Source organism: Streptomyces sp. NBC_01571 (assembly GCF_026339875.1).
In the GTDB taxonomy this organism is placed as follows: Bacteria; Actinomycetota; Actinomycetes; order Streptomycetales; family Streptomycetaceae; genus Streptomyces.
Map to the genome: position 1 here is coordinate 3,749,819 of NZ_JAPEPZ010000001.1, position 26,657 is coordinate 3,776,475.

At 71.5% G+C, this 26,657-nt stretch carries 25 protein-coding genes and 1 pseudogene; 12 read left to right on the forward strand and 14 right to left on the reverse strand.

The genetic code is table 11. From position 1 onward, the window contains the following. Positions 1–49: 49 nt before the first annotated feature. Together OHB41_RS16895 and OHB41_RS16900 are read left to right on the forward strand one after the other, a co-directional pair. On the forward strand, positions 50–1,834 hold the full coding sequence (locus OHB41_RS16895) for an MGH1-like glycoside hydrolase domain-containing protein (RefSeq protein WP_526024923.1): 1,785 nt from the start codon (positions 50–52) through the stop codon (positions 1,832–1,834). After that, a complete protein-coding gene (locus tag OHB41_RS16900) occupies positions 1,831–3,768 on the forward strand; it encodes an amylo-alpha-1,6-glucosidase (RefSeq protein ID WP_266699031.1) in 1,938 nt (645 codons plus the stop codon). The genes OHB41_RS16895 and OHB41_RS16900 overlap by 4 nt, the downstream gene beginning before the upstream one ends. A gap of 6 nt (positions 3,769–3,774) precedes the next feature. On the opposite strand, the gene OHB41_RS16905 is transcribed toward OHB41_RS16900, so the two are convergent. Both OHB41_RS16905 and dusB read right to left on the reverse strand, forming a co-directional pair. After that, on the reverse strand, positions 3,775–4,302 hold the full coding sequence (locus OHB41_RS16905; protein ID WP_266699032.1) for a hypothetical protein: 528 nt from the start codon (positions 4,300–4,302) through the stop codon (positions 3,775–3,777). A 66-nt stretch (positions 4,303–4,368) separates the two neighbouring features. Next, positions 4,369–5,547 (reverse strand): tRNA dihydrouridine synthase DusB, encoded by a 1,179-nt coding sequence (gene dusB, locus OHB41_RS16910; RefSeq protein ID WP_266699033.1) that lies wholly within the window; start codon positions 5,545–5,547, stop codon positions 4,369–4,371. A gap of 167 nt (positions 5,548–5,714) precedes the next feature. Here dusB and OHB41_RS16915 point away from each other — a divergent pair, with 167 nt between their 5' ends. Continuing rightward, a complete protein-coding gene (locus OHB41_RS16915) occupies positions 5,715–7,184 on the forward strand; it encodes an MFS transporter (RefSeq protein WP_266699034.1) in 1,470 nt (489 codons plus the stop codon). 86 nt (positions 7,185–7,270) lie between these two features. On the opposite strand, the gene OHB41_RS16920 is transcribed toward OHB41_RS16915, so the two are convergent. Further along, the gene (locus OHB41_RS16920) at positions 7,271–8,188 is read right to left on the reverse strand and encodes an MmyB family transcriptional regulator (RefSeq protein ID WP_526024924.1); all 918 of its coding nucleotides are present in this window, start codon (positions 8,186–8,188) and stop codon (positions 7,271–7,273) included. A gap of 100 nt (positions 8,189–8,288) precedes the next feature. Between OHB41_RS16920 and OHB41_RS16925 the strand changes: the two genes are divergently transcribed. Next, on the forward strand, positions 8,289–9,719 hold the full coding sequence (locus OHB41_RS16925; RefSeq protein ID WP_266699035.1) for an MFS transporter: 1,431 nt from the start codon (positions 8,289–8,291) through the stop codon (positions 9,717–9,719). Between the two features lie 114 nt (positions 9,720–9,833). On the opposite strand, the gene OHB41_RS16930 is transcribed toward OHB41_RS16925, so the two are convergent. Continuing rightward, positions 9,834–10,244 (reverse strand): VOC family protein, encoded by a 411-nt coding sequence (locus tag OHB41_RS16930; RefSeq protein ID WP_266705926.1) that lies wholly within the window; start codon positions 10,242–10,244, stop codon positions 9,834–9,836. 54 nt (positions 10,245–10,298) lie between these two features. Further along, positions 10,299–10,946 (reverse strand): annotated as a pseudogene (locus tag OHB41_RS16935) (transporter substrate-binding domain-containing protein); the annotation flags it as partial. A gap of 141 nt (positions 10,947–11,087) precedes the next feature. On the opposite strand from OHB41_RS16935, the gene OHB41_RS16940 reads away from it, so the two are divergent. After that, positions 11,088–11,294, forward strand: a complete 207-nt coding sequence (locus OHB41_RS16940) for a hypothetical protein (RefSeq protein ID WP_266699036.1) — start codon at positions 11,088–11,090, stop codon at positions 11,292–11,294. 23 nt (positions 11,295–11,317) lie between these two features. Here OHB41_RS16940 and OHB41_RS16945 read toward each other — a convergent pair whose 3' ends face one another. Together OHB41_RS16945 and OHB41_RS16950 are read right to left on the reverse strand one after the other, a co-directional pair. Then, positions 11,318–11,917, reverse strand: coding sequence for a TetR/AcrR family transcriptional regulator (locus tag OHB41_RS16945; RefSeq protein ID WP_266699037.1), 600 nt, complete (start codon positions 11,915–11,917; stop codon positions 11,318–11,320). Between the two features lie 26 nt (positions 11,918–11,943). Then, complete coding sequence (locus tag OHB41_RS16950; RefSeq protein ID WP_266699038.1) at positions 11,944–12,948, reverse strand: aldo/keto reductase; 1,005 nt, start codon at positions 12,946–12,948, stop codon at positions 11,944–11,946. A gap of 265 nt (positions 12,949–13,213) precedes the next feature. Between OHB41_RS16950 and OHB41_RS16955 the strand changes: the two genes are divergently transcribed. After that, entirely contained in the window at positions 13,214–14,266 is a 1,053-nt protein-coding gene (locus OHB41_RS16955) for a chitinase (RefSeq protein ID WP_266699039.1), read from the forward strand. A gap of 114 nt (positions 14,267–14,380) precedes the next feature. On the opposite strand, the gene OHB41_RS16960 is transcribed toward OHB41_RS16955, so the two are convergent. Then, positions 14,381–15,763 (reverse strand): glycine--tRNA ligase, encoded by a 1,383-nt coding sequence (locus tag OHB41_RS16960; RefSeq protein WP_266699040.1) that lies wholly within the window; start codon positions 15,761–15,763, stop codon positions 14,381–14,383. 165 nt (positions 15,764–15,928) lie between these two features. On the opposite strand from OHB41_RS16960, the gene OHB41_RS16965 reads away from it, so the two are divergent. The 4 genes from OHB41_RS16965 to OHB41_RS16980 are packed head-to-tail and all read left to right on the forward strand — an operon-like array spanning position 15,929 to position 19,056. Next, on the forward strand, positions 15,929–16,891 hold the full coding sequence (locus OHB41_RS16965; protein WP_266699041.1) for a metal ABC transporter substrate-binding protein: 963 nt from the start codon (positions 15,929–15,931) through the stop codon (positions 16,889–16,891). 17 nt (positions 16,892–16,908) lie between these two features. Continuing rightward, positions 16,909–17,679, forward strand: a complete 771-nt coding sequence (locus OHB41_RS16970) for a metal ABC transporter ATP-binding protein (RefSeq protein ID WP_266699042.1) — start codon at positions 16,909–16,911, stop codon at positions 17,677–17,679. Beyond that, positions 17,679–18,581 carry a metal ABC transporter permease gene (locus tag OHB41_RS16975; protein ID WP_266699043.1) on the forward strand — a complete coding sequence of 301 codons (903 nt, stop codon included), beginning with the start codon at positions 17,679–17,681 and terminating at the stop codon, positions 18,579–18,581. Before OHB41_RS16970 ends, OHB41_RS16975 begins: the two co-directional genes overlap by 1 nt. Positions 18,582–18,639: 58 nt before the next feature. Further along, positions 18,640–19,056 carry a Fur family transcriptional regulator gene (locus OHB41_RS16980; protein WP_266699044.1) on the forward strand — a complete coding sequence of 139 codons (417 nt, stop codon included), beginning with the start codon at positions 18,640–18,642 and terminating at the stop codon, positions 19,054–19,056. A gap of 13 nt (positions 19,057–19,069) precedes the next feature. Here OHB41_RS16980 and OHB41_RS16985 read toward each other — a convergent pair whose 3' ends face one another. The 4 genes from OHB41_RS16985 to OHB41_RS17000 form a co-directional block, all read right to left on the reverse strand. After that, positions 19,070–19,636: a YcxB family protein gene (locus tag OHB41_RS16985; RefSeq protein WP_266699045.1), complete on the reverse strand. Its 567-nt coding sequence runs from the start codon at positions 19,634–19,636 to the stop codon at positions 19,070–19,072. A 98-nt stretch (positions 19,637–19,734) separates the two neighbouring features. Then, positions 19,735–20,580: an isoprenyl transferase gene (locus OHB41_RS16990; RefSeq protein WP_266699046.1), complete on the reverse strand. Its 846-nt coding sequence runs from the start codon at positions 20,578–20,580 to the stop codon at positions 19,735–19,737. 46 nt (positions 20,581–20,626) lie between these two features. After that, complete coding sequence (gene recO / locus OHB41_RS16995; protein WP_266699047.1) at positions 20,627–21,376, reverse strand: DNA repair protein RecO; 750 nt, start codon at positions 21,374–21,376, stop codon at positions 20,627–20,629. A gap of 78 nt (positions 21,377–21,454) precedes the next feature. Then, positions 21,455–21,682 carry a hypothetical protein gene (locus OHB41_RS17000; RefSeq protein ID WP_266699048.1) on the reverse strand — a complete coding sequence of 76 codons (228 nt, stop codon included), beginning with the start codon at positions 21,680–21,682 and terminating at the stop codon, positions 21,455–21,457. A 634-nt stretch (positions 21,683–22,316) separates the two neighbouring features. Here OHB41_RS17000 and OHB41_RS17005 point away from each other — a divergent pair. After that, positions 22,317–23,420: a hypothetical protein gene (locus OHB41_RS17005; RefSeq protein ID WP_266699049.1), complete on the forward strand. Its 1,104-nt coding sequence runs from the start codon at positions 22,317–22,319 to the stop codon at positions 23,418–23,420. 77 nt (positions 23,421–23,497) lie between these two features. On the opposite strand, the gene OHB41_RS17010 is transcribed toward OHB41_RS17005, so the two are convergent. Both OHB41_RS17010 and OHB41_RS17015 read right to left on the reverse strand, forming a co-directional pair. Beyond that, the gene (locus tag OHB41_RS17010; RefSeq protein WP_266705927.1) at positions 23,498–23,977 is read right to left on the reverse strand and encodes a protein-tyrosine phosphatase family protein; all 480 of its coding nucleotides are present in this window, start codon (positions 23,975–23,977) and stop codon (positions 23,498–23,500) included. A gap of 79 nt (positions 23,978–24,056) precedes the next feature. Next, entirely contained in the window at positions 24,057–24,803 is a 747-nt protein-coding gene (locus tag OHB41_RS17015; protein ID WP_266705929.1) for a FadR/GntR family transcriptional regulator, read from the reverse strand. A gap of 214 nt (positions 24,804–25,017) precedes the next feature. On the opposite strand from OHB41_RS17015, the gene OHB41_RS17020 reads away from it, so the two are divergent. After that, positions 25,018–26,646 carry an ABC transporter substrate-binding protein gene (locus OHB41_RS17020; protein WP_266699050.1) on the forward strand — a complete coding sequence of 543 codons (1,629 nt, stop codon included), beginning with the start codon at positions 25,018–25,020 and terminating at the stop codon, positions 26,644–26,646. Positions 26,647–26,657: the final 11 nt, after the last annotated feature.

The following is a 26,657-nucleotide window of genomic DNA, read 5'->3' on the forward strand; positions in this document are numbered from 1 at the left end:
CGGTACCCAGTGCCGAACCGGTCGGCCGGACGTCTTCGGGGAGACCTGAGTGGACCGCACAACCCAACTCACCATCCACCGCACGGGAATCACCACTCCCGTGCGCACCTCGGGCTCCCCCGCTCCGCCCGGCTCGCGCGAGATCACCCACGCCGCCGCCGACGTATACGATCCCGTCAGGTCCGCCGGGTCGCTGCACCTCAGGGCCGCTCACGTGCTCGAAGGCAACTGGACGGGAACGTCCACCGTCCCCTCGCGCGGCTTGTACCCGCACCAGTGGTCCTGGGACTCGGCCTTCGTCGCGATCGGACTGCGCCATCTGTCGCCCCTGCGGGCGCAGACCGAACTGGAGACCCTGCTCGGCGCCCAGTGGGGTGACGGCCGGATTCCGCACATCGTGTTCAACCCCTCCGTCCCGCTCGACGCGTACTTCCCGAGCCCCGACTTCTGGCGCTCCTCGACCGCGGGGCGCGCCGCGGGCGCCCCGCGCACCGTACAGACGTCGGGCATCGTGCAGCCACCGGTGCACGCGTTAGCCGCCTGGCTGGTGCACCAGGCCGACCCCGGTCTGTCCCGGGCGCGGTCCTTCCTTCCCAGGGTGTATCCCCGCCTCGCGGCCTGGCACCGCTATCTGCTGCACCGCCGGGACCTGGGCGGCGGCGGGCTCGCCTCCGTCGTCCACCCCTGGGAGCAGGGCATGGACAACAGCCCCTGCTGGGACGCCCCCCTCGGCCGGATCACCCCGGCCTCACCGCGCACCTTCCGGCGCGCCGACCTCGACCACGGGTCCGCCGAGGACCGCCCGACGGATCTCGACTACGGGCGGTACGTGCGGCTCGCGACGGACTACCGCGACGGCGGATACGCCGACGGGGCCGGGGCCGGGCGATTCGCCGTCGAGGACCCCGCGTTCAACGCGCTGCTGATCGCCTCCGAGCACGCGCTCGCGGCCATCGCCCGCGAACTGGGCGCGGCGGGGACCGCACGGCACGCACGCGCGGAGCGCCTGACGGCGGCGCTGGTGGAACGGCTGTGGGACCCGGCCGAGGGGATGTTCTTCTGCCGGGACGTGTACGGCGGGGGCGAGAGCGGCGCTCACGGAGCGGAGCGGCGCTCTCCGAGTGGCGACCGCACCTCGGAGCCACGCTCGCGGAGCAGTGCTCGCGGAGCGGAGCAGCGCTCACGGAACGGTGCTCGCGGTGCGGAGCAACCCGCACAGAGCGGTGCTCTTGGAGCGGAGCAGCGCTCACGGAACGGTGCTCACCGTAGGGAGCGGCGCTCTCCGAGTGGGGCGCTGATCCCCGAGCGCAGTGTCGCCGGGCTGCTCCCGCTCATTCTCCCGGCGCTGCCCCGCGACATCGCCACCACTCTCGTCCGCACCGCGGGCGGCCCGCACTTCGGGCTCGGCGGGGTCGCCCGGCTGGTGCCCAGCTACAACCTGACCGGGCACGCCTTCGACCCCCGCCGCTACTGGCGCGGTCCGGCCTGGTTCAACACCAACTGGCTGCTGGAGCGCGGGCTTCGGCTGCACGGGGAGCACGGGCGGGCGGAGGAGCTGCGCTCGGCGTTGCTGGAGACCGCGGACGCGTCCGGCTTCGCGGAGTACGTGGATCCGTACACCGGCGAGGCCTGCGGAGCGCTCGGCTTCAGCTGGACGGCCGCGCTGACGCTGGATCTGCTGCACGAGCCCTCGGGGGCGGATCAGGTCGTGTCCCGTCCGGGGTGCGACGCGTTCGACACGGCACAGGGCGCGGCCTCGCACGGCACACCGCCGGACGGCACGACGCCGCGCAGTTCATTCGAGACGGGCGCCAAGGGAGGGGACCGGGGATGACGGACCGGCATCATCTGCTCGTGCACGGGGGGACGTTCGCCGCCGTGGGTGACGGCGGGGACATCAGCGGGGTGCGGGGCGGCAGCTCCCCGGACGGGTTGTTCGTACGGGACGCCCGGCACCTCAGCCGCTGGCAGCTGACCGTCGACGGCGCGGTGCCCGAGGCGCTGACGCCGGTCTCGGACGGCGACACGGCGCGCTGTGTGCTCGTCCCGCGCGGTGGCCGCAACGAACCGCCCGCGTACACGCTCTTCCGTGAACAGGCGGTCACCGACGGCGCGTTCGTGGAGGCGCTGCGGGTCACCAGCAATCGTCCGACGCCCACGACCGTGCGGATCGCGCTCACCGTGGACGCCGACTTCACGGACCAGTTCGAGCTGCGCTCCGACCACCGCACGTACGCCAAGACCGGCGCCGTACGAGGGCGCCGGATCCTGGACGACGGGGTGGAGTTCAGCTACCGGCGCGGGGAGTGGCGGTCCTGTACGACGGTCGCCTCCGAGCCGCCGCCGGACGGGATCGAGGAGACGGGCACGGGCGCCCGGCGCCTCGTCTGGACCCTGGACCTCCCGCCGCACACCTCGGCGGAGCTGTCGCTGCGCGTCGCGGCGCGTCCGCACGGCGCGCTGAAGGAGCCGGAGGTGCCTGCCTCCCCCGCCGCGGCGAACGAGCGGCTGCTCGCGCTGGAGGACGAGTTCGCGGAGGGTGTGCCCTTCCCGACCGGCTGGCCGGAGCTGGCGGCGGCCTGCGCGCGCGGGCTGTCGGACCTCGCGGTGCTCCAGGTCCCGGCGACCGGCCCGGACGGCGAGGAGCTGCGGGTGCCGGCCGCGGGTGTCCCCTGGTTCCTCACGCTGCTGGGCCGTGACGCCCTGCTGACCTCGCTGTTCGCGCTTCCCTACCGGCCGCGGCTCGCCGCCGCCACGCTGCCCGCGCTCGCCGCGACCCAGGCGGTCGAGGTGGGGGCGGCCGCGGTGGCCCAGCCCGGCAAGATCGTGCACGAGGTGCGGCACGGCGAGCTGGCGCACTTCGGGCAGGTGCCGTACGGGCGGTACTACGGGTCGGTGGACGCCACGCCGCTGTTCCTGGTGCTGCTCGGCGCGTACACCGAGCAGACCGGTGACGTGGCCCTGGCCCGGCGGCTGGAGTCGCACGCGCGCGCGGCGATCGGCTGGATGCTGGACCACGGCGGCCTGACCTCGTGCGGCTATCTCGTCTACCGCGCGGACGGCGGCGGTCTCGCCAACCAGAACTGGAAGGACTCCCCGGGCGCGATCTGCTCGGCGGACGGCAGTCGTCCCAGCGGCCCGGTGATGGCGGCGGGCGCGCAGGGATACGCGTACGACGCACTGCGCCGCACCGCCCATCTGTCCCGTACGGTCTGGGGCGACGAGGTCTACGCGGCCCTTCTGGAGCAGGCCGCCGGTGATCTCCGCGACCGCTTCCAGCGGGACTTCTGGATGAGCGAACAGGCCTTCCCCGCGCTGGCGTTGGACGGTGACGGCCGCCAGGTCGACGCGCTCGCCTCGGACGCGGGCCATCTGCTGTGGTCCGGTCTCCTGGACAAGGAGTACGGCGAACTGGTCGGCCGGCGGCTGCTGGAGCCGGACTTCTTCTCGGGCTGGGGCGTACGCACCCTGGCCGCCGACCAGCCCGCGTACCACCCGCTGTCGTACCACCGCGGCTCGGTCTGGCCGCACGACAACGCGCTGATCACGCTGGGGCTGGCCCGCTACGGCCTGCACGACGAGGCCCGCACGGTCGCCCACGCCCTGGTCGACGCGGCCACGGCGGCCGGCCACCGGCTCCCCGAGGTCCTCGCGGGCTACGGCCGCGCCACGCACACGGAGCCGGTGCCCTACCCGCACGCGTGCGTACGGGAGTCGAGGTCGGCGGCGGCGCCGCTGGCGCTGCTGACGGCGGTGGGGGGAGCCTGACGGGACTCAGGGGGTGCTCATGGCGTCCCGGGCCGTCCCGGTGAACCGCTCCAGCGTGTGGCGGAAGGCCGCGTGGGCCTCGTCGAAGCGTTCGCGGGCGCCCGGGTCGCCGCAGGTCACGCGCCACAGCGCGCGGTTGGCCTGCGCCGCCGCCTGCTGGAGGGCGTTGGCCGCCTCGGCGGCCCGGACCGGGCCCTCCAGGACGACGACCCGGACACCGCGCATGAGCGGGTCGAAGGCGGCGCGCAGTTCGTCCCGCAGTTCCTGAACACGCGTCAGGCGGTCGTCCGGGTCGTCGAGTTGCGCGTAGGCGTCACCGACCCGCCAGTACAACTGGCCGGTGAGGTGCGCCTGTTCCATGAGGTCGAGGTAGGCGGCCCGCCGGGTCTCCCGGAGCCGGTCGCGGTGCTGGACCCGGGCCGACGCCTCGGCCTGGACCCGGGCCGCGCGGGCGTTGCCCAGGGTGGTCACCCAGCCGGCGAGCACCGCCGTCGCGCCGGTGAAGACCGCGACCCATACCGTGCTGTCCGTCACGCCGATCAGTGTCGGGGAGCGGTGTTCCCCTGTCGAGGGCGCCTGCCGCCGACAGGGCCGGCCCGGTCAGCCCCCGGAGGTGTCCAGTTCGGCGTCCTCGCTGATGCCCGCGCAGTCGTACGGGTCCTTCAGCCAGCCGTCCGGCAGGACGACCCGGTTGTTGCCGGAGGTGCGGCCACGGGGGCCGTCGGCGCCGGTCGGCCACGACTGGTCGAGGTCCAACTCGGCGAGCCCGTCCGCGAGTTCGGCCATCGACGAGGTGATCGCGAGGCGCTTTCGCATGTCGGAACCGACCGCGAAGCCCTTCAGGTACCAGGCCACGTGCTTCCGGAAATCGATGACGCCGCGGGCCTCGTCGCCGAGCCACTCGCCGAGCAGGGTGGCGTGCCGGACCATGACGGCCGCGACCTCACGGAGGGTCGGGCTGCCGCCGTGTCCGTCGGGGCCTTCGGCCCGGACGTCCGCACGTCCCTCGAAGGCGGCCACCAGGTCGGCGAACAGCCACGGCCGGCCGAGGCAGCCGCGCCCGACCACGACGCCGTCGCAGCCGGTCTCGCGCACCATCCGCAGCGCGTCCTCGGCGGACCAGATGTCGCCGTTGCCGAGGACGGGGATCTCCGGCACGTGCTCCTTGAGGCGCGCGATGGCGTCCCAGTCCGCCGTGCCGCCGTAGTGCTGAGCGGCGGTGCGGCCGTGCAGCGCGATGGCGGTGACACCCTCCTCCACGGCGATCCGGCCGGCGTCCAGGAAGGTGATGTGGTCGTCGTCGATGCCCTTGCGCATCTTCATCGTGACGGGCAGGTCCCCGGCGCCGCTCACGGCCTCCCGCAGGATCGCCCGCAGCAGGTTGCGCTTGTAGGGGAGGGCGGAGCCGCCGCCCTTGCGCGTCACCTTCGGCACCGGGCAGCCGAAGTTGAGGTCGATGTGGTCGGCGAGGTCCTCCTCCGCGATCATGCGGACGGCCTTGCCGACGGTCGCCGGGTCCACGCCGTACAGCTGGATCGAACGCGGCTGCTCGGTCGCGTCGAAGCGGATCAGCTGCATGGTCTTCTCGTTGCGCTCGACCAGCGCCCGCGTGGTGATCATCTCGCTGACGAACAGGCCCTTGCCTCCGCTGAACTCCCTGCACAGGGTACGGAAGGGCGCGTTCGTGATCCCGGCCATGGGGGCCAGGACGACGGGCGGCTGGACGGTGTGGGGGCCGATCGACAGCGGGGTGGCGGGGGCGAGGACGGTCGTGGACATTCCCCCATTGTCGCGTACGGGAGCGGGTGCCGTGACAGCGGCCGGGGACCTCCCGGGGAGGTGCGATGGACGTGCGGCGGACACCGGGACGCGCCGTGACCGCCGTCACGGTGTTCGGTGAGGGTCATTAGTTAGACGCACTATCGAAGTGGGCGTAGGCTTGTGGAATGCCCGAGCTCACCCCACGCCGCCGCCTCCTGGTGCTCGCGATCTGCTGTATGAGTCTGCTGATCGTGAGCCTGGACAACACGGTACTGAACGTCGCCCTGCCCTCGATGCAGAAGGAACTGCACGCGAGCGTCGCCGGCCTCCAGTGGACGATCGACGCGTACACGCTGGTCCTCGCGTCGCTGCTGATGCTCGCGGGTTCGACCGCCGACCGCATCGGCCGCCGCCGGATCTTCAAGGCGGGCCTGGTGATCTTCACCGTCGGCTCGGTGCTGTGCTCCGTCGCCCCGAACCTCGAATCGCTGGTCGCCTTCCGCATGGTGCAGGCGGTCGGCGGTTCGATGCTGAACCCGGTGGCGATGTCGATCATCACCAACACCTTCACGGACCCGCGCGAGCGCGCCCGCGCGATCGGCGCCTGGGGCGGCGTGGTCGGCATATCGATGGCCGCGGGCCCGCTGGTGGGCGGACTCCTGGTGGACTCGGTCGGCTGGCGCTCAATCTTCTGGATCAATCTTCCGGTGGGCCTCGCCGCCCTCCTGCTCACCTGGCGGTATGTCCCGGAGTCCCGCGCCCCCAAGGCCCGCCGTCCCGACCCGGTCGGCCAGGTCCTCGTCATCGCGCTGCTCGGCTCGCTGACGTACGCGATCATCGAGGCGCCCAGCTCCGGCGTCGCCAGGACCACCGTCTTCGGCGCGATCGCCGTCGCCGCCCTGCTCGGCCTGCTGTGGTACGAGCCCCGGCGCGCCGAACCCCTCATCGACCTGCGCTTCTTCCGTTCGGCGCCGTTCAGCGGGGCCACGGTCATCGCCGTCAGCGCGTTCGCGGCGCTCAGCGGCTTCCTGTTCCTGTCGACGCTCTATCTTCAGAACGTCCGCGGCCTGGACGCGCTGCACGCGGGCCTGTGGATGCTGCCCATGGCGGCGATGTGCTTCGTGTGCGCGCCGCTGTCCGGGCGACTGGTCGGCAGTCGGGGGCCGCGTCTGTCCCTGCTGATCGCGGGCGTCGCGACCACCGCGAGCGGGCTGCTGTTCGCCGCGTTCGAGGCCGAGACGTCGAATGTCACGCTCGTCATCGGCTACGTGCTGTTCGGCCTGGGCTTCGGCTTCGTCAACGCCCCCATCACCAACACCGCCGTCTCCGGGATGCCCCGCACCCAGGCCGGTGTCGCCGCGGCCGTCGCCTCGACCAGCCGTCAGATCGGCGGCACCCTGGGCGTCGCCGTGATCGGCGCGGTCCTCGCCTCCGGCATCCACGCCTCCGCGTACCGGGAGACGTTCGTCGCGGCCGCCCGCCCCGGCTGGTGGATCCTCACCGGCTGCGGTCTCGCCGTCCTCGTCCTCGGCGCCCTGACGAGCGGACGCTGGGCGCGCGGCACCGCCGAACGCACGGCACGGCAGCTGGCGCCCGCGGAGGCGGAGACGCGCGAGCCGGTGGGCGCCCGCGCCCAGGACGCGCCGGCCGCCTAGAAGCCCCGAGGAGACCCACCCCCTGGGCCTGTCCGGCCATTTCCGTGATCGCCCGCAGGGCGGACGGGAACGGCCGGACAGAACACCTAGGCCGCCTCGGTCTCCGCCGCCCGCGCGATCTCGTGCAGCTTCTCCAGCCCCTCACGGCTCGCCTCGTCGGTCGGGGCGTAGGTCACCATCCGGGCGCCCATGTCGGGGGCGAGCCACAGGTCGGTGTGATCGAGGGTCAGGAGCCCGACGTACGGGTTCAGGAACTGCTTCGTCTTGCTGCGGGCACCTCCGAACACCTCGTACCGCTCCCAGATCTCGCGGAACTCCGCCGACTCCGTCCGCAGCCGTTTCACCAGCATCTTCCAGGCGGGCTCGCCGAGGTGTCCGGCCATCGAGGCGCGCAACTTGGCGGCCATCATGCGCATGGTCTCGTCGAGGAGCACGATCGACCTGCGCCACTCCTCGTGGGTGTAGACGAGGACCATGCAGTTGCGGTCCTCGGGCGCCACCGCGTCCAGGTCGCTCATCATCAACCGGGCGTATGTGCGGTTGTACGCCAGGATGTCGTACCGGCTGTTCTGGATGCAGGCCGGGACCGGCTCCAGCTGGGTCAGCATCTGGCGCAGGGCCGGGGTGATGGTCGGGCACCGCGCGGCGGGCGTGGGGTCGACGGCGCCGGCCAGTTGGAAGAGGTGGGCGCGCTCGCTGGAGTCCAGCAGCAGGGTGCGGGCCAGCGCGTCGAGAACCTGTTCGGAGACCTGGATGTCGCGGGCCTGTTCGAGCCAGGTGTACCAGGTGACGCCCACGGACGAGAGCTGGGCGACCTCCTCGCGGCGCAGTCCCGGGGTGCGCCGGCGGCGGCCGCGGGGCAGTCCGACCTGCTCCGGCGTGATGCGTTCGCGCCGGTTGCGCAGGAAGGCGGCGAGTTCGTGCCGCCGGATCGCGCTTCCGCGCGGGGCGGCGCCGGCGGCCGGGCCCGGGGTGGTGGTCGTCTCCCGCACCATCGTCGTCATGTCTCCAGACTGCCGTCCGCCGGAACCTGTTGCCAGGTACTGCCTCTACCAGGATAAGGAAACTCTGGTACCAGCCTGAGGTGGGGACGAAGCTCTTTACGTGACCGAAACCGGAACTCTGACCGCACCCGTCCGATCACCGTCCGCGCCACCCCTTCTCAGTGGCCTCGGACTCTTCACCGTGTTGCTCGGTGCCGCACTGCCGCTCATCGACTTCTTCATCGTCAACGTAGCCCTCCCGACCATCGGCCGGGACCTGCACGCGAGCGAAGCCGTCCTCGAACTCGTCGTCGCCGGGTACGGGGTCTCGTACGCCGTCCTGCTCGTTCTGGGCGGCCGGCTCGGCGACCTCTTCGGACGGCGGCAGCTCTTCCTCGGGGGCATGGCGGCCTTCGGCCTGACCTCGCTGGCGTGCGGGCTCGCGCCCAGCGCCTGGACGCTGGTCGCGGCCCGTGTCGCGCAGGGCGCGGCGTCCGCCGCGATGCTGCCGCAGGTGCTCGCCACCATCCAGGCGGCGACCGCGGGAGGGCGCCGCGCCAAGGCCATGGGCCTGTACGGCGCGACGGCCGGACTGTCCATGGTGGCCGGGCAGATACTCGGCGGCCTCCTGGTCGCCGCGGACATCGCGGGCACCGGCTGGCGCGCGGTGTTCCTCGTGAACGTCCCCGTCGTCCTCCTCGGCCTGGTCCTGGCCGCACGGGCCGTGCCCGAGACCCGCTCGCAGCACCCGGAGCCGATCGACACCCCCGGCACCGTCCTGCTCGCCCTCTCGCTGCTGACGCTCCTGGCCCCGCTGACGGAGGGCCGCGCGGCGGGCAGGCCGCTGTGGACCTGGCTGTCACTGGCCCTGTTCCCCCTGGTCGCGGCGGCGTTCTACCACGTCGAGCGCCGGGAGGACCGCGCCGGCCGCACTCCCCTGGTGCCGCCGAGCCTGTTCGCGCTGACCTCACTGCGGCGGGGCCTGATCATGATCGTGCCGTTCTCGATCGGCTTCAGCGGCTTCATGTTCGTGATCGCGGTGGCCCTGCAGCAGGGCGCGGACCTCGGTCCGGTGGCGGCCGGGCTGGCCCTCGCCCCGATGGCCGTGGTCTTCTTCGTCACCTCTCTCTGCGGGCCGCGCCTGATCGCCCGCTACGGCACCCGGGTCGTCACCGCGGGCGGCCTGATCCAGGCGGTGGGCGTGGCCCTCATCGCGCTGACCGTGTGGCGGTCCTGGCCGGACCTCGGGGTGTGGGAGCTGCTCCCGGGCACGGCGGTCGCCGGTGCGGGCCAGGCGCTCCAGTTGCCGGTGCTCATCCGGATCGTCCTCTCCGAGGTACCGGCCGCGCGGGCCGGTGTCGGCAGTGGCGTGATGGCGACCACCCAGCAGTCGGCGCTCGCCGTCGGCGTCGCCACCCTGGGCACCCTGTTCCTGTCCCTGGTCCCGGGTCACGGCATGCGGGACGCCCTGGTGACGACGCTGCTGGTGCAGCTGGCGGGCGTGGCCCTGACGGCGGCACTGAGCCTGCGGCTGCCGCGCAAGGTCGGCTGAGCGGGCAGCGCGGCGCGGGCTGGACGGCGAGCGCCGCGGCGCGGGCCCGCAGCGCGGGCCGGGCGGCCGCCCCGTCGGGCACCGAGCACCGGGGCCTTCCGGCGACGGGTCCGTTCAGTGGCGGACCAGGCAGAACGGGTGCCCGGCCGGATCCGCGTAGATGTGCCAGCCGCGCCCGTCGGGGTCGTCGAGGACGGTCGCGCCGAGCGCCAGGACCTGTTCGCGCGCGAGGTCCAGGTCGGGGACGCCGAAGTCCAGATGGAACTGCTGGGGCCGGCCGGGCTCCGGCCAACGCGGCGGCTGGTACTCCGCCACCCGCTGGAAGGCCAGGACCGGACCGGACGGCGTGTGGAGCGTCGCCCAGCCCTCGCCGAGCGCCCAGCGTTTGTCGGGCCGGTCGACCTCGCCGCCGAGCAGTTGCGCGTAGAACCCGGCGAGCCGGTGCGGGTCCGGGCAGTCCAGCACGACGCACTGCAGTTCGGCGGTGACGGGGGCGGGTCCCGGGCCGGCCGGCGGAGCGACCAGGGTCGGCGACTGGCCCGAGCGCCGCAGGGCGTCCGCGACGAAGCCGCCGGACTTCAGCTCCTCGACGAGATCGCGCAGGAAGCGGACGGTCTCGGGGCGGCGGGTCCTGGTCGTGCCGACCGCCTGCCGGATCTGCATGAACCGGTCTTCGATCAGCCGGAGTTCGGGATGTTCCTCGACGTACGCGGTCATCGGCTGCCGGATCCCGGCCGCGGCCTCCAGCCCTTCGGCGCTGAACGCGTCGACGCCTTCCTCCCCGCGTACGACGCTCGCGTGCCGCAGCGTGCGGGTGAGGAAGAGGTCGTAGGCGGATCCGCGCTTCACACCGATCCGTACACCGGGACGGTCGACGTCGGCGGCGCTCGCGTGGTCCGAGTCGCGGGGCACGGCGTACACGCCCTCGATCACCACGTACGGCTCCGTGAAGGCGACTTCGGCCTCGCGTGCGGGCTCGACGGCCAGGAAGCAGAGGTCGGCCCGGCCCTCCGCCATCGCCTCGTAGGACTTGCGGGCCGCGTCGAAGCAGAGGAGTTCCACGGGCAGGCCCAGCCGCACGCCGATCTCGCGCGCGAGGTCCACGGTGATGCCGGCCGGGGACTGCGGAGTCCCCCCGGCCAGTACCGGATTGCCCAGGTTGATCGAGGCCCGCAGGATGCCGTTCGGTGCGAGATCCCGCCCGATGGCGGCGGCTTCGGTCGTCATGCAGCGGAGTCTAGGCCGACGGCCTCGCGGCCCCGCCGGTCAACTCGTGACCGAAGAGCCCCCGTTGATCTTCTCCATGCTGCACACTCCTTGCTGCACAGGCCTTGCCGAACAAGCGGAGCGGAAACACCAGGAGGTGTCATGCTGCAGATCAACACGAGCAAGGTGAGCCGCTGGGACCAGCACGGCCGCGAGCACGTCGTCCACGTCCAGCGGACGGGGATGCAGCGCACGATCAGGTGCGGCACCTGCGGCTGGCGCAAGAGCGCGCAGTTCCTGCCGTGGCTGAAGGCGGAGGAACACCTCGCCGACGCCCACCAGGCGACGGTGGACCCGACGGAGGGCTGAGCGCTCTCCGCCGGGTCCACCGGTCAGGGGCGCAGGCCGCGCAGGACGAGGTCGACGACCGCCGTGAACTCGGCCTCGATGCCCGGCTGTTCCCATTCGCGGGCGTAGGCCGGGTCGTGGAAGCGGTTCGTGGCGTCGAAGAGCGCGCGGGCCGTCGCGGCGGCGTCGCCGTCCACCGCCGCGAAGTCTCCCTCGCGCACGCCTCGGCCGACGATGTCCGTGAGCTGGCCGACGAGCTCCTGGACATGTTCCTCGACCACGCTGCTGGTATCGGCGAGGAGCACCGTGTACGTGGCGAACAGCTCGGGGTCGTCGCCCGCCTTGTGCCGCTTGGCGGCGAACAGCGCTCCGAACCACTGCCTGAGCGCCTCGGGAGGCGTCTCGTCCGTCGCCCCGACGATCCGGGCCAGCGTCTGCGACGTGCGGTCCAGCCAGCGTTTGGTGACCGCCTCCCGCAGCGCCGCCTTCGTACGGAAGTGGCGGTAGACGCTGCCGTGGCTGACGCCGAGCGCGCGGGCCACGTCCACCACGGTGGCCTTGGCCGGGCCGTGGCGGCGCAGCACCTCCTCGGTCACTTCGAGGATGCGCTCGGCGGTCAGGGTCTCGCTGGTCGGTGGTGCCATGACGACGACCGTACCCGGGGGTACTGTCAGCGCTCCGTGCCGAGGTGCGTCATCTGCGCCTGCGGGTAGCGGTCGCCCGCGGCGGCGCCGTCCGGCACGGCCTCCTCGATGGCGGCGAGGTCCCCGGCGTCGAGCGTGACGTCCAGGGCGCCCAGTGCCTCCGCCAGCCGCTGCGGGGTGCGGGCGCCGACCAGGGGCACGATGTCCTCGCCGCGCGAGAGCACCCACGCGATGGCGATCTGGGCGACGGAGACGCTCTTCTGCTCGGCGACCTTGCGCAGCGCCTCGACGAGGGTGAGGTTGTGCCGCAGGTTCTCGCCCTGGAAGCGGGGGCTCATGGCGCGGAAGTCGTTCGCGCCCAGTTCCCGGTCGGCGGTGAAGTGGCCGGAGATCAGTCCGCGGGAGAGCACGCCGTACGCGGTGATCCCGATGCCCAGCTCGCGGGTGGTCGGCAGTACCTCGTCCTCGATGCCCCGGGAGATGAGCGAGTACTCGATCTGCAGGTCGCTGATGGGGGCGGTGGCGGCGGCCCGGCGGATGGTGTCGGCGCCGACCTCGCTGAGGCCGATGTGCCGGACATGGCCCTTCTCGACCAGTTCGGCGATCGCGCCGACCGTCTCCTCGATCGGCACGCCGGGGTCGGCCCGCGCGATCCGGTAGACGTCGATGTGGTCCACGCCGAGGCGCTGGAGGGAGTACGCGGCGAAGTTCTTCACCGCGGCGGGGCGGCCGTCGTAGCCGCTCCAGCCGCCGTCCGGGTCGCGCAGCGCGCCGAACTTGACGCTGGTCAGGGCCTGTTCGCGCAGGGCCGCGGGGGCGGTGCGCAGGGCTTCGCCGATGAGCATCTCGTTGTGGCCCATGGCGTAGAAGTCGCCGGTGTCCAGCAGGGTCACGCCGGCTTCGAGTGCGGCGTGGACGGTCGCGATGGACTCGGCGCGGTCCGCGTCGCCGTACAGCGCGGACATGCCCATGCAGCCGAGGCCGAGGGCGGCGACCCGGGGGCCGGTCGTTCCGAGGGGGCGGGTGCGCATGAAGGTTCCTTCGATTGGGGGGTGGGTGCCGTCAGGTGACCCGTACCCACCATGACATGACAGCTGACAGATTTCAATATCTGTCAGCTGTCATGTGTCAGCGGTGGCGCTTACCCCCTACCGCCCTTGCCACCCACCCCCGCCGCCCTTGCCGCCATCGCCGCCGCCCCACTTGGTCCAGACCTATTGACGACAGGTCTGGACCGCGCGCACTGTCATGCATGCGACACGCCCCCTCCGCGCCCCCCACTCCAGGAGGCCCCGCATGATCCGCCGGAAGTTGCGCCTGCTCGCCGTCGCGCTGGCCGCCGCCGTCCTCGCCCCCCTGTCGGTCGCCGCCGCCCCCACCGCGTCCGCGGCCGACACCTGCGCCGTGAAGTCCCGCCCCGCCGGCAAGGTCCTCCAGGGCTACTGGGAGAACTGGGACGGCTCGTCCAACGGCGTCCACCCGCCCTTCGGCTGGACCCCGATCACCGACTCCCGCATCGCCGCGCACGGCTACAACGTGCTCAACGCGGCCTTCCCCGTCATCCGGTCCGACGGCACCGCGCTGTGGGAGGACGGGATGGACGCGGGCGTGAAGGTCGCGACGCCCGCGGAGATGTGCGCGGCCAAGGCGGCCGGGCAGACGGTCCTGCTGTCCATCGGCGGGGCCGCCGCCGGCATCGACCTGAGTTCCTCCGCCGTCGCGGACAGGTTCGTGTCGACGATCGTGCCCATCCTGCAGAAGTACAACTTCGACGGGATCGACATCGACATCGAGACGGGCCTGGTCGGCAGCGGGAACATCGGCCAGCTCTCCGCCTCCCAGGCCAACCTGATCCGCATCATCGACGGCGTGCTGGCCCGTATGCCGGCGAACTTCGGGCTGACCATGGCGCCGGAGACGGCCTACGTCACCGGCGGCAGCATCACGTACGGCTCGATCTGGGGCGCGTATCTGCCGATCGTCAAGAAGTACGCGGACAACGGCCGGCTGTGGTGGCTGAACATGCAGTACTACAACGGCAGCATGTACGGCTGCTCCGGCGACTCGTACTCCGCGGGCACCGTCCAGGGTTTCGTCGCGCAGACGGACTGCCTGAACAAGGGGCTGGTCGTCCAGGGCACCACCGTCAAGGTGCCCTACGACAAGCAGGTCCCCGGCCTGCCGGCCCAGTCCGGCGCGGGCGGCGGCTACATGTCACCGAGTCTCGTCTCGCAGGCCTGGCGCCACTACGGGACCTCGCTCAAGGGCCTGATGACGTGGTCGGTCAACTGGGACGGGTCCAAGAACTGGACGTTCGGGGACAACGTGAAGGCGCTGCAAGGCCGTTGAGGCGCTGTTGAGACGCCACGAAGCCCCCGCCTCCCGTGGTCACGGGAGGCGGGGGCTTCGTCGTCCCACGGGCGGCGGCCGGTCAGCGGCCGGCCGGCGCCGGCCGGCGGCTGATCAGCAGCCGATCAGACGGGACGCGAGGTAACCCTCGATCTGGTCCAGCGACACGCGCTCCTGCTTCATCGAGTCGCGCTCGCGCACCGTCACCGCGTTGTCCTCGAGGGTGTCGAAGTCGACGGTGACGCAGAACGGGGTGCCGATCTCGTCCTGGCGGCGGTAGCGGCGGCCGATGGCACCGGCGTCGTCGAAGTCGATGTTCCAGTGCTGGCGCAGCGCGGTGGCCAGGCCCTTGGCCTTGGGCGAGAGCTCCGGGTTGCGGGACAGCGGGAGAACGGCGACCTTGACCGGCGCGAGGCGCGGGTCGAGGCGCAGCACCGTGCGCTTCTCCATCTTGCCCTTGGCGTTGGGGGCCTCGTCCTCGACGTAGGCGTCGAGGAGGAAGGCCAGCATCGCGCGGCCGACACCGGCGGCGGGCTCGATGACGTAGGGGGTCCAGCGCTCGCCGGCCTCCTGGTCGAAGTAGGACAGGTCCTGGCCCGACGCCTTGGAGTGCGCCGACAGGTCGTAGTCCGTGCGGTTGGCGACGCCCTCCAGCTCACCCCACTCGTTGCCGCCGAACTGGAAGCGGTACTCGATGTCGGCGGTGCGCTTGGAGTAGTGCGAGAGCTTCTCGGCCGGGTGGTCGTACCAGCGCATGTTCTCCTCACGGAGACCGAGGCCGGTGTACCAGTTCCAGCGCTCCTGCATCCAGTACTCCTGCCACTTCTCGTCCTCGCCCGGCTTGACGAAGAACTCCATCTCCATCTGCTCGAACTCGCGGGTGCGGAAGATGAAGTTGCCGGGCGTGATCTCGTTGCGGAAGGACTTGCCCATCTGCGCGATGCCGAACGGCGGCTTGCGGCGGGAAGTCTGCTGCACCGAGGCGAAGTTGGTGAAGATGCCCTGCGCGGTCTCGGGGCGCAGGTAGGCGACGGAGCCGCTGTCCTGCGTGGGGCCGAGGTGGGTGGAGAGCAGACCCGAGAACTGCTTGGGCTCGGTGAAGGTGCCCTTGTTGCCGCAGTTCGGGCAGTTCAGGTCGGTGAGGCCGTGCTCGGGGAGGCGGCCGTGCTTGGCCTCGTACGCCTCCTCCAGGTGGTCGGCGCGGTAGCGCTTGTGGCAGGAGGTGCACTCGGTGAGCGGGTCGGTGAAGGTGGCGACGTGACCCGACGCGACCCAGACCTCGGTGGCCAGGATCACCGACGAGTCGAGGCCCACGACGTCCTCACGGGAGGTGACCATGTAGCGCCACCACTGACGCTTGATGTTCTCCTTGAGCTCGACGCCGAGCGGGCCGTAGTCCCAGGCGGCGCGCTGTCCGCCGTAGATCTCACTACAGGGGAAAACGAAGCCACGGCGCTTGCTCAGGCTGACGATGGTGTCGATCTTGTCGGCGGCCACGATGCTCTCTTCAGTACGACGGACGGCGCGAATGATTCAGGTTACCGGCGCGGCCCACCCTCGTATCAAATCGGTTCGGTGACCAGCCCGCCCGACCCGCCGTTCACCGAGGACTTACCGAGGGCTTGTTGACAATCGTTTCCAAGTTTGTTGAAAATGACTGTCATGAACGTACGACGACGCCTCATATCCGGGTCCGCGGCGCTGGCCGCCACCACCCTCGGTCTCGCCACCCTCTCCGCCTGCTCCGGCTCCGCGGCGGCCGACGGAAGGAGCGACGGGAAACTCGATGTCGTCGCGTCGTTCTACCCCATGCAGTACCTCGCCGAGCAGATCGGCGGGACGCACGTGCGCGTGACGAGTCTGACCGAGCCCGGCCAGGAGCCGCACGACCTGGAGATCAGCGTCCGGCAGACCATGCGGCTCGAGAAGGCCGGCGCCATCGTCTACCTCAAGGGCCTCCAGCCGGCCGTCGACACCGCCGTCGCCCAGTCCGGGGTCGGCACGAAGATCGACGCCGCGTCACTGACCCGACTGGAGAAGCACGGCAACGAGGTCGGTGGACACGCCGCCGCCCACGACGACAGCGACGGCGAGGAGACCGGGGCCACCGACCCGCACATCTGGCTCGACCCGGTGAAGTACGCCGAGGTCGCCCGGGGCGTGGGCAAGGGCCTGGAGAAGGCCGACCCGAAGCACGCCGCCGACTACCGGAAGAACACCGACGCACTGGTCGAGAAGCTGGGAGCCCTGAACACACGGTTCGCCGACGGACTGCGGACCACCAGGACCAGGACCTTCATCACCACCCACGCCGCCTTCGGCTACCTCGCCGAGCGCTACGGCCTCACCGAGGAGGCCATCAACGGCCTCGACCCGGAGTCGGAGCCCAGCGCGAACCGCGTGAAGGACCTTGAGAAGATGGCGAAGGCCGACGGCGTCTCGACGGTCTTCTACGAGACGCTCGTCAGCGACAAGACCGCGAAGACCGTCGCCGGTGACGCCAGGCTGAAGACGGATGTCCTCGACCCGATCGAGGGCATCACCGCGAAGTCCCGGGGCGACGACTACTTCCAGGTCATGGAGTCCAACCTGAAGGCGCTGCAGACGGCTTTGGGCGCCCAGTGATCCCTACGGAGGACGGCATGACGACCCAGCCCGTCATATCCCTGCGCGGTGTCACCGCCGAACTGGGCTCACGCCCCGTCCTGCGCGGCATCGATCTGACCGTGCGGCGCGGCGAGGTCGTCGCGCTGCTCGGCGCGAACGGCTCCGGCAAGTCGACCGCCGTGCGCAGCGTCATCGGCCAGGTCGCGGTCAGCGGGGGCGAGATCGAGCTCTTCGGTACACCGCGGCACCGCTTTCGCGAGTGGCGGCGCGTGGGGTACGTCCCGCAGCGCACGACCGCGGCCGGCGGCGTGCCCGCCACGGTCACCGAGATCGTCGCCTCCGGCCGGCTGTCCCGCGCCCGCTTCGGCGTGCTACGCCGGGCCGACCACGAGGCCGTACGGCACGCCCTGGAGCTCGTCGGCATGGCGGACCGCGCCAAGGACTCCGTGAACGCGCTCTCCGGCGGCCAGCACCAGCGGGTGCTGATCGCCCGCGCGCTGGCCTCCGAGCCCGAACTGCTGATCATGGACGAGCCGATGGCCGGCGTCGACCTGGCGAGCCAGGAGGTACTGGCGCGGACGCTCACGCAGCAGGTGGCGGCCGGCACGACGGTGCTGCTCGTCCTGCACGAACTGGGACCGCTGGAGCCGCTGATCGACCGCGCGGTCGTCCTGCGCGACGGCTGCGTCCTGCACGACGGCCCGCCCCCGGCCGCGGTGGGCCAGCACGCCCTGCCCGGCCACGACCACGTACACCCGCACACGGCTCACGACGCCGAACCGATCCGGACGGGACTGCTGAGCTGATGGAGATCCTCGACTACACGTTCATGCAGCGGGCGCTGCTCGCCGCCGTCCTGGTGGGCATCACCGCGCCCGCCGTCGGCATCTACCTCGTCCAGCGCCGCCAGGCCCTGATGGGCGACGGGATCGGCCATGTGGCGATGACGGGCGTCGGCCTCGGCTTCCTGCTGTCGGCCAACCCCGTGTGGATGGCGACGGCCGTCTCGGTGCTGGGCGCCGTGATCATGGAACTGATCCGCTGGTACGGCAGGACACGCGGCGACATCGCGCTGGCCATGCTCTTCTACGGCGGCATGGCGGGCGGCGTCATGTTCATCAACCTCGCCCCGGCCGGCTCGAACGCCAACCTGACCTCGTACCTCTTCGGCTCGCTCTCGACGGTCAGCGAGTCCGACGTGACGGCGATCTGCCTGCTGGCGGCCTTCGTGGTGCTCGTCACCGTGGGGCTGCGCCGGCAGCTGTTCGCGGTCAGCCAGGACGAGGAGTTCGCGCGGGTGACGGGACTGCCGGTGCGCGCGCTGAACCTGCTCACCGCCGTCACGGCGGCGGTCACGGTGACGGTCGCCATGCGCGTCGTCGGCCTGCTGCTGGTGAGCGCGCTGATGGTGGTCCCGGTCGCGGCGGCCCAGCAGCTCAGCCGCAGCTTCGCCGCCACCTTCGCCATCGCCGTCGCGATCGGGGTGAGCGTGACGATCGGCGGGACGGTGACCTCGTTCTACCAGGACGTGCCCCCCGGTGCGACGATCGTGCTGCTGACCATCGGGGCGTTCATCGCGCTGACCGCGCTGGCGACGCCGCTCGCCCGGCGCCGGGCGCGGGCAGCGGCGGCCGGGCAGACGCCAGGGGACCCGGCGGAGTGCGTGATTCCGGCCGGCCGCGCCCCGGAACGCAAGGTCGGCGTCTGACCACGGACAGTCCGGACTGGCACAATGACCGGGCAAGGGCAGACGTGAGGAGGCAACGGTGACTACCGCTGGATCGCCCGTTCGGGGCCGCTCCACCCGGCAGCGTGCCGCCGTGGCGGCGGCGCTCGACGAGGTGGACGAGTTCCGCAGTGCGCAGGAGCTCCACGACATGCTCAAGCACAAGGGTGACTCCGTCGGGCTCACCACCGTGTACCGCACGCTCCAGAACCTCGCCGACGCGGGCGAGGTGGACGTGCTGCGCACCTCCGACGGCGAGTCCGTCTACCGCCGTTGCTCCAGCGGCGAGCACCACCACCACCTCGTCTGCCGCGTCTGCGGCAAGGCGGTCGAGGTGGAGGGCCCGGCCGTCGAGAAGTGGGCCGAGGCGATCGCGGCGGAGCACGGCTACGTGAACGTCGCGCACACCGTGGAGATCTTCGGCACCTGCGCGGAGTGCGCCGCGGCGAACACCTGAACCCCGGAGGGGATCAGACGCGCGTCAGGTTGCGGTCGAGGATCGCCCGCAACCGGTCGACGTCCTCGGGAACGCGCACGGCGCGCTTGGGCAGCACCGTGAAACCGACGGCGTTCCTGTCGGGGCTGATCATGACGAAGACGTCCGCCGTCTCCCGGTAGCGGGGCTGCGCGACCCAGTTGAGCGCCGTGGTGGCGTTGTCGGTGCGCACCGTCACCCCGGCGTCCGTGACGGTCACGCGGAACGTGCCCTGGCGCTCCGCGAGCCGGTGGAACTGGCGGGCCATGAGCCAGGGCGACAACAGGACCAGCGGCGCGCACGCGACGAGCCAGATCGCGGGGTATACGGACGCGTCCTGTCCGGACAGCGCGAGCGCGGCCTCCAGCGCGACCACGACGGCCACGACACCCAGCACCCAGAACTGCCGCCTGCCGGCCCTGCTGACGCCTCTGCGCGCCCTCAGTGCCGCCGACAGGTCCCCGACGGTCGGCCGGTACTCCAGCTCGACGGTATCGGCCCCGTGCTCCCGCGGCTGTTCCGGCGACTCCCGCTGCCGCGCAACGCCCTGGTCCTCGACCACGGCCCCTCCCCAGTTCGGTGGTGACGAGCCGTGATCGTAACGCCCGATGCGGACAACGCCGCCAGGGGCGGGTACCACGCCGCGGGGGGTGGCGGGTATTACGACCCGTCGCCCCGCATGTCCCGCTCCATCGCGAGCAGTTGCTCGTTCGGGACGGCGCCGCCGAAGCGGCGGTCGCGCTGGGCGAACTCCACACAGGCACGCCACAGGTCACGGCGGTCGAAGTCCGGCCACAGGACGTCCTGGAAGACCATCTCGGCGTAGGCGCTCTGCCAGAGCAGGTAGTTGGAGGTGCGCTGCTCGCCGCTCGGCCGCAGGAACAGGTCCACGTCCGGCATGTCCGGGTAGTACAGGTACTTCGCGAAGGTCTTCTCCGTGACCTTGTCCGGGTCGAGCCGGCCCGCCCGCACGTCCTCCGCCAGGGCCTGCGCCGCGTCCGCGATCTCCGCACGGCCGCCGTAGTTCATGCAGAAGTACAGGGTGAGCCGGTCGTTGTCCTTGGTCTGCTCCTGGGCGACCTGGAGCTCCTTGGCGACCGACTTCCACAGCTTGGGCATCCGGCCCACCCAGCGCACCCGGATGCCGAGCGCGTCGAGCTGGTCACGCGTCTTGCGGATGAAGTCACGGTTGAAGTTCATCAGGAAGCGCACCTCGTCGGGCGACCGCTTCCAGTTCTCGGTGGAGAACGCGTACAGGGAGATGGCCCCGACCCCGGCCTCGATCGCACCCTGCAGCACGTCCAGCACCCGCTCGGCGCCGATCTTGTGCCCCTCGGTGCGGGGCAGCCCGCGCTCCTTGGCCCAGCGGCCGTTCCCGTCCATGACGATCGCCACGTGGTTGGGGACCAGCTCGCCGGGGAGCTTGGGCGCGCGGGCACCCGACGGGTGCGGCTCCGGCGTCTCGTACTCGCGGCGCTGGCGCCCCAGGAACCCGCGTACCACCATGTGTTTCTCGTCTCCCTAGGTCTTGCGTCCGTTGCCCTGCACTACTTCATGACTTCTCGACGTACCGCAGTGAGCGCAGCCCGCGCTCCAGGTGCCAGTGCAGATAGGCCGAAACCAGCCCGCTGCCCTCCCGGACGAACCGCGGCTCGCACGCGTCCGCGGTCTCCCAGTCTCCCGTGAGCAGTGCGCCCAGGAGTTCGAGGGCCCCCGCCGAGGGTACGACGCTGCCGGGCACCCGGCAGTCGACGCAGACGGAACCTCCCGCGGCGACCGAGAAGAACCGATTCGGTCCTGGCATCCCGCACTTGGCGCAGGAGCTGAAACTGGGCGCGTAACCGTTCACGGCGAGGGAGCGCAGCAGGAAGGCGTCGAGGACGAGGTGCGGTTCGTGCTCACCGCGGGCCAGGGTGCGGAGCCCACCGACGAGCAGCAGATACTGCTGCACCGCGGGCTCCCCCTCGTGGTCCGTGAACCGCTCGGCGGTCTCCAGCATGGCCGTCCCGGCCGTGTACCGCGCGTAGTCCGTCACGATCCCGCCGCCGTACGGGGCGATCGTCTCGCTCTGCGTGCACAGCGGCAGGCCGCGCCCGATCAGCTCGCTGCCCCGCGCGAAGAACTGCACGTCCACGTGGGAGAAGGGTTCGAGCCGCGCCCCGAACTTCGACTTGGTGCGCCGCACGCCGCGCGCCACGGCCCGTACCCGGCCGTGACCGCGTGTGAGCAACGTGATGATCCGGTCCGCCTCACCCAGCTTCTGGGTGCGCAGCACGATGCCGTCGTCGCGGAACAGACTCATGGGGTCCATTCTCGCCTACGGCGCCCGCGCCCCGGCCCGGGCGGGCCCCTTCCGTTCCGCCCGCTCCCGTCGCCCCCTTCAAGGGACCTCGCCGCGGCTGCGTGCGTTGGCGTACGCGGTGGCCGCGCTGAGCCGCTCCGCCGGGGTGGCCCGGCGCACCGCGCCCGGATCGCAGTCCCACTCCCTGCCGCCGCCTAACGGTCTCAGCTGTACGTACGGCCCCACGTGTCCCATGACCATCCCCACCCTCCCGGTGCCCACGTCCACGGCGTACGAGCCGACCGGCGGCCTCGTCGGCGGCTTCACCGCGGCGCCGCCCGGCCGGTCCGGCGCGACGGCAACGTAATTCCGGCCTTCTTCCGTGGTGCCCGCAATTCCTTCACCGTTACCTCCGCCTCTTCGGCGCGGGGCGCCGAGTGTTGTGCCCTCACCCTGTTCCCCGGACTCTCGGAGTTTCACGCTTCCCGTCTCCGTGGTGCCACTGTGCACCTACACTCGGCAGGAGTCTGTCCTCCACAAGTGCTGCACGTCATAGGACGTTTGACCTGTGGCCAAGGGTGCACGACAGACGGTGTGCGATTTCCTTCCGGAACCGCGCCGAACAGCTCGAACGGCCCATTCGCAAAACACGTTCGGGTGCGTCGTCGCGGATCGAAAAAACCTGGAACCCAATGGTCCTTTCGAGTACGGCGGATCAAATCCGGAGAAGGCCGGCGACGCACCGACTGGACGGGGAATTCCACGGCGCACACCGCCTCCGGGTCGTACGGATCGGTTACCGGTCGTCGGCGATGACGACACGGATCGCCGTCGGACGGCTGCCGTCGGCGGGGCCGGCGCGAGCGGAGCCGGTGCGTACGGGCGGGCGCGTGCGGCGCTGTCGGCGGGCGGCCGTACTGTGCACCCAACGCCGTCTCGCATCAGCCGCACTGGAGGAACCATGTCCGCGAGCGCCCGTCTCGTCACCACGCTCGCCGGCCCGCTGGACACGGCCGCGGCCGGCGCTCCGGACGTGCTGTGCCTGCCGGACCGGACACTGGTCCTGCAGAGCGACGACGCTCAACTGGCCGCGTACGACCTGGCCGAGGCTCTCGCGGGCGAGGCCTCGGTGGCGCGCTTCCCTGCGCCGTGGCGGCGCCGGTTCGGGACGCGCACGGTCGCGCCGGGGCTGGATGTCGCCGTCTTCGCCGGGGTGCACGCGATACGGGCGGTGGACGGACGCGGCGCGACCCTGTGGGAGGTGCGGCACGGCTGCTGGGAGGGCGGCTGCCGGGAGTTGCACACCTCGGTCGACGAATACGCGGACAGCCGCGACCACTTGTACGCCGACAGCGGCTCGGCGGTCTTCTCGGCGGACGGCAAACTCGTGTGGGCCCATGTCCGCGGACCGCTGGCCGAGGACGGCGAGGACCCGGAGGTGCTCGACGAGTGGCTGGTGCTCGACGCGGCCGACGGGACGGTGCTCGGGGAGGCGGACGCGCAGACGGTGGCGGCCGGTTCGGACCACGTGTCGCACCCGGACCCGGGTCAGATGGGGCTGAGTGTCGGCGAGGGACAGGACGGGGTGCCGCTGCTGTGGGGCCGCTGGGACGGCGAGCGGCTCTCGGTCGACCGGATCGGCGACGACGACCGGATCCTGCTCGCGGTGAGCCCGTCCGGCGAGCACTTCCTGACGGTCACGCACTATCAGGAACTCCTCGCCCTGCACCGGGTCGCGGACGGCTCGGTCGTCTCCGAGCTGGACGCCGAGGAGGCCGTCGCACCCCATCCCGCGCTCCCGCCGGAGAACGACGAGCCCGAGGTGCACTGGGACTACTACGCCGGTTTCCTCGACGAGCACACCGTCATCACGGGCACGGTCGAGGCCGACGAGGAGTTCGGGGCGGGGCGGCACTGGCTGGTCGACGTCCGCGACATGCGCCTGCTCGGCGAGGTCGGCTATCCGTTCCCGGTGTCCGGTGTTCCCCTGGCCCTGGGCGACGGCAGCTGGTGCACGGTCGACGAGGACACGAACGAACTCCAGGTGTGGCGGCTCGACGCCTGAGCCGGGATTCGGGGGGGGCGGGTCCAGGGGGTTCCGGGGCCCCGGGCAAGGCTCCCGGGAGCCGGTTCGGGGCGTGCTCAGTCGGTGAAGCGCCGTACGTACCGCCGTTGCCAGGGCGTCTCCACGGCGTGCCGGTCGTAGCCGTCGCGGACGAACGCCACCGCGCGGTCGGGTGGCAGCCCGTCGAGGACGGCCAGACAGGCCAGGGCGGTGCCGGTGCGGCCCCGGCCGCCGCCGCAGGCGATCTCCACACGGTCGGTGGTGGTACGCCGCCACGCCTCGGTCAGGGCCGCGCGGGCCTCCTCGAGGTCGCCGGGCAGCCAGAAGTCCGGCCAGCGAAGCCAGTACGTCTCCCAGGGGACCTCGGGGGGACGCCTGCCGAGCAGATGGACGGCGTACGTCGGCGCCGGGCCGCCGTCCGGGAGCGGGCGGCGCAGCCCCCGGCCCCGGACGAGCCGCCCGGAGGGAAACCGCAGAACGCCGGCGCCGGCCGGGTCCCAGGCCCCGGGCGCGCCTTCGGTGCCGACGGGATCCCCTGTGCCCCCGGAGTTCCGGATGTTCTCCACCGCGCCAGCGTAGGCGGGTCGGGCCCGCCGGCGCCGTGATCCGGCCCGGCGCCCCGCCCGGAGGCCGCGTTCAGCTCACGCCGCGCGACTCCTGGGCCGCCCTCGCCTCGATTCCGCGGAAGTGGTCGGCCATCGCGCGCTGCGCGGCCCCGACGTCGCGGGCGCGCAGCGCCGTGACGATGTCCCGGTGGCGGCGGACGGTCACCTGGGGTGCCGGGTCGTCCGTCCAGCCGCGGACGCCGGCGACCCGGCTGAAAACCGTCCAGAAGGCGCCGAGCAGTTGCGGCACCAGCGCGTTGCCCAGCGGGGCGTACAGCAGTTCGTGGAATTCCCGGTCGAGTTCGGGGAAGGGGCGGCCCGCACGGCCCGCCTCCTCCATTTCGGCCACGACGGCTTCGAGCCGGTCGAGTTCCGTCTCGGTGACCACCGCCGCGACCCGGTGTATCAGGCCCTCCTCCAGGACCTCGCGGACCTGGAGGATCTCCGCCAGCGCGCCGGTCTCGTTCGTGTCGTCCTGCTGGGCGAGCGTGCGGAAGGTGAGGCCGTCGACGAAGGGGGTGAGGGAGGCCTGGCCGACATAGGTGCCGTATCCGTGCCGGATGTCCACTATGTCGAGTGCCTGCAGGGCCTTCAGGGCCTCGCGGACGGAGTTGCGGCTGACGCCGAGGTCGTTCATCAGCTCCGTCTCGGTGGGCAGCGGGGCGCCCGCCTGGAGCCTGCTGTCGAGGATCAGCTGCATGACCTCGCGCTGGATCTGGCTGCTCACCCGGCGCTCGGGCCTGCGCCGGCTCCCGGTCTCCTCGGCCATGCGCCGCATCGTACGCTCACTGGACATCCGACGTCCCACCTCCAGGCGGATTCAGCACCAACTACCCGTATGTCAAGGCTTCATTGGTCGCACCTCTGGAAGATACGCCATTCGTGTGCGAGCCCTTGACCGCCCTCACAGCCCCTCCTATGGTCACGCTGCCCCTATGACGTAGGACGTCGTATCTCTGCCTCTCGGACCACCTCTCCCCACTGGAGGAACCGTGCGCGACGTGACCGACCTCCCGGCGCCGCACCGCCGGTCGTTCCTGAAGTACACGGGCGCGCTCGGCGCGGCCGCCGCCCTCTCCTCGTCGCTGGCCGCCTGTTCGTCCGGCCCGCAGTCCACCAACGACACCGGCGGCGGGAAGGGCGGCAAGGACGCCACGCTCACCGCGGTCATCGGCTACGGGAACGACGGAAGCTGGGACCCGACCCAGACCGCGTCCGCCTTCTCCATGGCCGCCAACCAGCACATCTACGAGGGTCTGCTCGACACCGACCCGATCTCGCGGGAGCCCTACGCGGCCCTGGCCACCGAGGTCCCCTCCGACCTCACCGGCACCTCGTGGAAGTTCACGCTGCGGGCCGGGGCCACCTTCCACGACGGCAAACCCGTCACCGCCGACGACGTGGTCTTCGTCTTCGACCGGATTCTCGACCCCAACACCCAGACCCTCGCCAAGGGGTTCTTCGAGAGCTGGCTGAAGAAGGTCCGCAGGATCGACGCCTCGACGGTCGAGCTGATCCTCAAGTTCCCCTTTCCCGACGGCCTTTCACGGCTCACCCTGGCGAAGATCATGCCGCGGCACGTCTTCTCCCGGCCGGGCGCCTGGGACGACGCGATCAAGGGGAAGGCGGTCGGTTCCGGGCCGTACCGGCAGACCGCCCACCACCCCAAGTCGAACACCACCTTCGAGGCCTTCGCCGGCTACAACGGCCCGCGCCCGCCCGCCTTCAAACGGATGAACTGGCTGACGATCGTGGACGCGGCCCCGCGCGTCGCGAAGATCTCGGGTGCCAGCGCCGGCGCGCAGATCGCCGACAACATCCCGTACGCCAACATCGAGCAGCTCAAGAAGGGCGGCATGAACGTCCAGGGGGGCGCGGGGATGAACAACCTCTTCCTGATGTTCAACACCCGGCACAAACCCTTCGACGACGTACGGGTGCGCCAGGCGCTGCACTACGCCATCGACACCGCCAAGATGGTCGAGGTCGCCCTCAGGGGGCACGGCAGGCCGTCGAGTTCGTTCCTGAACGAGGGCAACCCGACCTACCGGTCCGCGAAGACCGTCTACGGCTACGACCCCGGGAAGGCGAAGAAGCTCCTGAAGGCCGCCGGGGTTTCGGGGCTCAAGATCGACATCCTGGCGGTGAACGTCAGCTGGATCTTGGACTGTCTGCCGACCATCAAGGCGTCCTGGGACGCGATCGGCGTCGAGACCACGCTCTCTCCGCAGGAGACGACGGCCGTGTTCACCAAGATGGACCAGAAGCAGGACTACCAGGTCGTCGCCGCCGCCTCGAACCCCAACCAGTTCGGTCTCGACGCCGACCTGATCATGCACTACAACTACGGCCCGCAGAACCTGTGGATGCAGTACGCCCGTTGGGCCGACGACCCGGTCGCCCGGCAGCTCTTCAAGGACATGGACCGGGCGACTCGGGAGCCGGACGCCGACCGGAAGAAGGCGATGATCCAGGACTACGTCGACGTCGTCGCCGAACAGGCCGTGCTCTACCCGGTGGTGCACAACGAGCTGATGACGGCCTGGGATCCCGGCAGGCTCTCGGGGATCAGGGCCCAGCCCTACCCGGGGATCAACCTCCTCCAGGCCAAGTGGGCATGACGGACCGGGGA

What these genes read in the sequence shown, in the direction of transcription:
- dusB (WP_266699033.1), bottom strand. Translation starts at nt 5,547, where the DNA reads ATGTCCACGACCGTCCTCGCCCCCGCCACCCCGCTGTCGATCGGCCCC.
- OHB41_RS16950 (WP_266699038.1), bottom strand. Translation starts at nt 12,948, where the DNA reads ATGCGCACCCGCCCCCTCGGAACGACCGGCCCCCGGGTCGCCGCCCTC.
- OHB41_RS16990 (WP_266699046.1), bottom strand. Translation starts at nt 20,580, where the DNA reads ATGGTGGTACGCGGGTTCCTGGGGCGCCAGCGCCGCGAGTACGAGACG.
- OHB41_RS16915 (WP_266699034.1), top strand. Translation starts at nt 5,715, where the DNA reads ATGCCCGAGCTCACCCCACGCCGCCGCCTCCTGGTGCTCGCGATCTGC.
- OHB41_RS16900 (WP_266699031.1), top strand. Translation starts at nt 1,831, where the DNA reads ATGACGGACCGGCATCATCTGCTCGTGCACGGGGGGACGTTCGCCGCC.
- OHB41_RS17005 (WP_266699049.1), top strand. Translation starts at nt 22,317, where the DNA reads ATGTCCGCGAGCGCCCGTCTCGTCACCACGCTCGCCGGCCCGCTGGAC.
- OHB41_RS16945 (WP_266699037.1), bottom strand. Translation starts at nt 11,917, where the DNA reads ATGGCACCACCGACCAGCGAGACCCTGACCGCCGAGCGCATCCTCGAA.
- OHB41_RS17015 (WP_266705929.1), bottom strand. Translation starts at nt 24,803, where the DNA reads ATGCGGCGCATGGCCGAGGAGACCGGGAGCCGGCGCAGGCCCGAGCGC.
- OHB41_RS16920 (WP_526024924.1), bottom strand. Translation starts at nt 8,188, where the DNA reads ATGACGACGATGGTGCGGGAGACGACCACCACCCCGGGCCCGGCCGCC.
- OHB41_RS16970 (WP_266699042.1), top strand. Translation starts at nt 16,909, where the DNA reads ATGACGACCCAGCCCGTCATATCCCTGCGCGGTGTCACCGCCGAACTG.
- OHB41_RS16955 (WP_266699039.1), top strand. Translation starts at nt 13,214, where the DNA reads ATGATCCGCCGGAAGTTGCGCCTGCTCGCCGTCGCGCTGGCCGCCGCC.
- OHB41_RS16940 (WP_266699036.1), top strand. Translation starts at nt 11,088, where the DNA reads ATGCTGCAGATCAACACGAGCAAGGTGAGCCGCTGGGACCAGCACGGC.
- OHB41_RS16965 (WP_266699041.1), top strand. Translation starts at nt 15,929, where the DNA reads ATGAACGTACGACGACGCCTCATATCCGGGTCCGCGGCGCTGGCCGCC.
- recO (WP_266699047.1), bottom strand. Translation starts at nt 21,376, where the DNA reads ATGAGTCTGTTCCGCGACGACGGCATCGTGCTGCGCACCCAGAAGCTG.
- OHB41_RS16975 (WP_266699043.1), top strand. Translation starts at nt 17,679, where the DNA reads ATGGAGATCCTCGACTACACGTTCATGCAGCGGGCGCTGCTCGCCGCC.